The organism is Acidovorax sp., from assembly GCF_046339755.1.
GTDB lineage: Bacteria > Pseudomonadota > Gammaproteobacteria > Burkholderiales > Burkholderiaceae_C > Acidovorax.
Genome location: NZ_JBKDTZ010000036.1, coordinates 1 through 4,489 on the forward strand (window position 1 = coordinate 1; position 4,489 = coordinate 4,489).

At 66.9% G+C, this 4,489-nt stretch carries 5 protein-coding genes; 2 read left to right on the top strand and 3 right to left on the bottom strand.

The genetic code is table 11. The features are described from left to right. Together ACK59X_RS03185 and ilvA are read right to left on the bottom strand one after the other, a co-directional pair. Positions 1-798, bottom strand: a 798-nt coding sequence (locus tag ACK59X_RS03185; RefSeq protein ID WP_409955113.1) for an adenosylcobinamide-GDP ribazoletransferase, incomplete at its 3' end; no start/stop codon positions are given. Positions 799-822: 24 nt separating this feature from the next. Beyond that, positions 823-2,382: a threonine ammonia-lyase, biosynthetic gene (ilvA, locus tag ACK59X_RS03190; RefSeq protein WP_409955115.1), complete on the bottom strand. Its 1,560-nt coding sequence runs from the start codon at positions 2,380-2,382 to the stop codon at positions 823-825. 365 nt (positions 2,383-2,747) lie between these two features. Here ilvA and ACK59X_RS03195 point away from each other — a divergent pair, with 365 nt between their 5' ends. Further along, positions 2,748-3,197 (top strand): OsmC family protein, encoded by a 450-nt coding sequence (locus ACK59X_RS03195; protein ID WP_409955117.1) that lies wholly within the window; start codon positions 2,748-2,750, stop codon positions 3,195-3,197. A gap of 143 nt (positions 3,198-3,340) precedes the next feature. Here ACK59X_RS03195 and coq7 read toward each other — a convergent pair whose 3' ends face one another. Further along, entirely contained in the window at positions 3,341-3,958 is a 618-nt protein-coding gene (gene coq7 / locus ACK59X_RS03200) for a 2-polyprenyl-3-methyl-6-methoxy-1,4-benzoquinone monooxygenase (protein WP_409955119.1), read from the bottom strand. Positions 3,959-4,287: 329 nt separating this feature from the next. Between coq7 and ACK59X_RS03205 the strand changes: the two genes are divergently transcribed. Continuing rightward, positions 4,288-4,489, top strand: a 202-nt coding sequence (locus ACK59X_RS03205; RefSeq protein ID WP_409955120.1) for a porin, incomplete at its 3' end; no start/stop codon positions are given.

The window sequence follows — 4,489 nt, forward strand, 5'->3', positions numbered from 1 at the left end:
CCCCAGGGCCAGCGCGGCGCCCAGGTAGAAGCCGATCTCACCGATCTGCTGCGTGGCGCCCAGGCAGTCGCCGGTGAAGCCCTGCAGGCGCCTTGCGAACCAGCGGGCCATCCAGGCCGCTCCCAGCGCACTCAGCGTGCAGGCCGCAAGTGCCACGGCGGTGGAGCTCCAGAACCAGGCCAGCGCCAGCGGCACCACGCACCAGGCCGCGGCCACCGCCAGCGCCGCGCCGGTGATCTGGTCGGCCAGGGGTTTGCTCTTGGAGCGTGCGGTATCGCCCACATGCGGCAGGCGGCGCACGATGAACAGGGGCCACAGGCGCGACAGCACATGCCCCCCCACCAGGGCCGCCAGCGCCGTGGACAGTCCGTGCGCACCGAGCGCGGCCAGCAGGCTGACCTTGGCCAGCAGGGCCAGCACCAGCGCCATGGCGCCGAAGGCGCCGACGCGCGAATCCTTCATGATGTCCAGCGCCCGTTCGCGGTCGTAGCTGCCGCCCAGGCCATCGGCCACATCGGCCAGTCCGTCCTCATGGAAGCCCCCGGTGAGCAGCACCGTGGCCACGGTGCAGAAGACGGCGGCCACCGCCGGGCCCAGCGGGTTGGGGGCCAGGGCCAGGGACAAGGCGGCATACACCCCTGCCGCCGCGGCCGCTGCAAGCCAGCCCACGCCGGGCAGATGCGCTGCGCTGGCGCGCAGCATGGCGGGGCTGAAGCCCACCCAGTCCGCCAGCCGCCCCGTGACGGGGATGCGGGTGAAGAACTGCACGGCCAGCAGGTAGCGGCGCAGGGCTTGCATGGCAGCAGTGCGGGCCTGCCGGCCTTACTTGGCGCGCAGGAACAGGCGGTAGGCTGGGTTCAGCGTTTCTTCCACATGGGGATAACCCAGCGTGGAGAGGAAGGCGTCGAACGTGGCCGAGTCCTCGGGGGGCACCTGCATGCCCACCAGGATGCGGCCGTAGTCCGCGCCCTGGTTGCGGTAGTGGAACAGGCTGATGTTCCAGGTCGGCTGCATCAGGCTCAGGAACTTGAGCAGCGCGCCCGGCCGTTCGGGGAACACGAAGCGCAGCAGACGCTCATCCTGCGCCAGCGCGGAGTGCCCGCCCACCAGGTGGCGCAGGTGCTCCTTGGCCATCTCGTCGTGCGTGAGGTCCAGCGCCCCGAAGCCGTGCTCCGTGAAGATCTGCGCGAGCTTTTGCGATTCGCCCTTGCCCTGGGCCGTGAGGCCCACGAACACATGGGCCTCGGCGGAGTCGCTGATGCGGTAGTTGAATTCGGTCACGTTGCGCGGGCCGCCGGGCAGGGCGCCCACCACCTCACAGAAACGACGGAAGCTGCCGCGCTCTTCGGGGATGGTCACGGCCAGCAAGGCCTCGCGTTCCTCGCCGACTTCAGCGCGCTCGGCGACGAAGCGCAGCCGGTCGAAGTTCATGTTGGCGCCGCACAGGATGGCGGCGTAGGTCTCGCCCTCGGTCTGGTGCGTCTCCACATATTGCTTGATGGCGGCCACGGCGAGCGCGCCCGAGGGCTCGACGATGCTGCGCGTGTCAACGAACACGTCCTTGATCGCGGCGCACACGGCATCAGTGTCCACCGTGATGAACTCGTCCACCAGGCTGCTGGCGATGCGGAAGGTCTCCTCACCCACCAGCTTGACGGCCGTGCCGTCGGAGAACAGGCCCACGTCGGGCAGGGTCACGCGCTGGTGCGCGCGCACGGACTGCGCCATGGCGTCCGAGTCGTTCATCTGCACGCCGATGACCTTGATCTCCGGGCGCACGGCCTTGATGTAGTTGGCCACGCCGCTGACCAGGCCGCCACCGCCGATGGCCACGAACACGGCATCGAGCCGGTTGCTGCCCAGGCGCTGCAGCTGGCGCAGGATTTCCATGGCGATCGTGCCCTGGCCGGCGATTACATCCGGGTCGTCGAAGGGGTGGACGAAGGTCAGGCCTTCCTTTTCCTGCAGCGCAGCCGCGTGCTGGTAGGCGTCGGAATAGCTCTCGCCGTGCAGCACCACCTCGCCACCCAGCGTGCGCACCGCATCCACCTTGACCTGGGGCGTGGTGGTGGGCATCACGATCACGGCGCGGGCGCCGAGCTTGCTCGCGCTCATGGCCACGCCCTGGGCGTGGTTGCCAGCCGAGGCGCAGATCACGCCGCGCTGCAGCTGGCCGGGAGTGAGATGCGCCATCTTGTTGTAGGCGCCCCGGAGCTTGAAGCTGAACACGGCCTGCTGGTCTTCGCGCTTGAGCAGCACGCGGTTGTTCAGGCGCCGGCTCAGGTCGTGGGCAGGCTCCAGGTCCGACTCGATCGCCACGTCGTACACACGGGCGGTGAGGATCTTCTTGAGGTAATCGGCGGGGGTCAGGTCGTGGGTCATGGCGGCAGGGGACGGACGGAAGGCCCCCGTGCTCGCGAGCAGGCGGGGGCACACATCATAGGGGGTCGTCTTCCTGCGCGCGGTCGGGGCAGGGCCGGGTGTCGCCTCCGGGCAAAAAAAAGCCCCAGGCCGCAAAGCCCGGGGCTGAATCCATCCTTTGAGGAGATGGAGGAGACAATCGGCGCGTTGGAGGTGGTGGAGATGTTTCCAGAACCTGTCCCTTTTCGATAAAAGGGCAACGCATGGGCGAATATTAGCGCAGAGGATGCTGCGATGCAGCAAAATTCAGCGGTTTTTTTGGAGTGGTCCATCCATTTCGTGAAAAAAGCCACGTTTTGTCGATGAAACATTGAGGAGTTATACGCATGGAATGCACAGTCAGCTGGACCGGCGGCGCCGGAACCCGCTCGGGAATGGGGTTTGTGGCAGAAACCGGCAGCGGCCACGTCCTGACCATGGACGGCGCGCCCGACAGCGCCAACCCGGCCAACGGAGGGCAGAATCTGGCGCCCAGGCCCATGGAGACCGTGCTGGCCGGTACGGGCGGCTGCACCGCCTATGACGTGGTGCTGATATTGAAGCGCGGGCGCCACGACGTGCGCGGCTGCAGCGTCAAGCTCACCTCCGAGCGGGCGGACACAGACCCCAAGGTGTTCACCAAGATCCATATGCAATTCACCGTCACGGGCAAGGGCATTCCCCCCGCCGCTGTGGAGCGCGCGATCGCCATGAGCCACGAGAAATACTGCTCGGCCAGCATCATGCTGGGCAAGACGGCCGAAATCACCACCGGCTTCGAGATCGTCGAGGCCTGAGCCCCTGCCATCGCGCAGGCATCGTACCGTCCGCTGCCTTCGAAACTGGCGCGGCGAACACCTGCGCTCCCGTGCAAGGGCCGCCCCGCCGCACCGGGAGCGTCTCCCTCAGGGGGATGGCGCCGAAGGCGACTCAGGGGGAGTCAAATCCTATGCGCCGTGGTCGTCATGACCTTGGCGGCGGCCCGCATCAGCGCCTGGACCGGCGGCGGCAGGCGCGTGGCGCCCTCGGCCAGGGCCTGTGCCGCGTGGCGCTCCTCGTCGTCCTTCATGCGCGCGACCACGGCGCGGGAGGCCAGGTCATCGGCCGGAAGTCGGTCCAGATGGCCTGCCAGGTGGGCCGCCACCTGATTTTCGGTCTCCGCCACGAAGCCCAGGCTCACCCGGTCGCTGACCTTGGCCGCCACCAAGCCCAGGGCAAAGGCACCGGCAAACCACAAGGGGTTGAGCACACTGGGGCGGGCGCCCAGGGCGTCCAGCCGTTCCCGGGTCCAGGCCAGGTGGTCGGTTTCCTCGCGCGCTGCCTCCAGCAGATGGCCGCGCAGATGGTCGTCGCGGGTGACCGCCGCCTGGGCGGTGTAAAGCGCCTGCGCACAGACTTCGCCCACGTGGTTGACCCGCATCAGCGAGCCGGCCAATTTCCGTTGCTCAGGGGTCATGGAGCCCTCCGCATGACCGGTGGCGGGGGAGACTTCCGAGGCGCGCGGTGTGGCAAAAAGGGTGCGCAGGGCGTGGTCAGCAGCAGTCAAGAAGGCGTCCATGGCAGGCTGGGAATGAGAATGAATGTGGAAACAGGTGTTGCAAATTGACACAAGTGTGCGCAGGCCAGAAAGTGGCCGAAAGGCACTTCGATGGTGCGTGCGGGATGGATTTTGCCGGGGTGCACTGAAATGTTGCAACACTGCAACGAAATCTCCCTTTCGGGTCGATTGTGGGTGAATTCCTTTGCGAAAGAGGTCGGGGTCTGGTGCAATAAGAACAACTTCCCCACCAGGAGGTTGGCCCGGGGAACCGGCGGGACTGAGCAGGTGCAAGGCATCCCTAGACCCCCCGTACCGGCGCCCTATGTTTAACCTTGGAGTAACTCGCAATGAAAAAATCCCTGATTGCCCTGGCTGTGCTGGCTGCTTCCGGCGCTGCAATGGCTCAATCGTCCGTGACGCTGTTCGGCGTGGTTGACGCAACCTACGCCTACGGCAGCGGCAGCGCTGGTAACCGCTCGCAACTGACGAACTCCGGATACAACAGCAGCCGTCTGGGTTTCCGCGGCGTTGAAGACCTGGGCGGTGGCC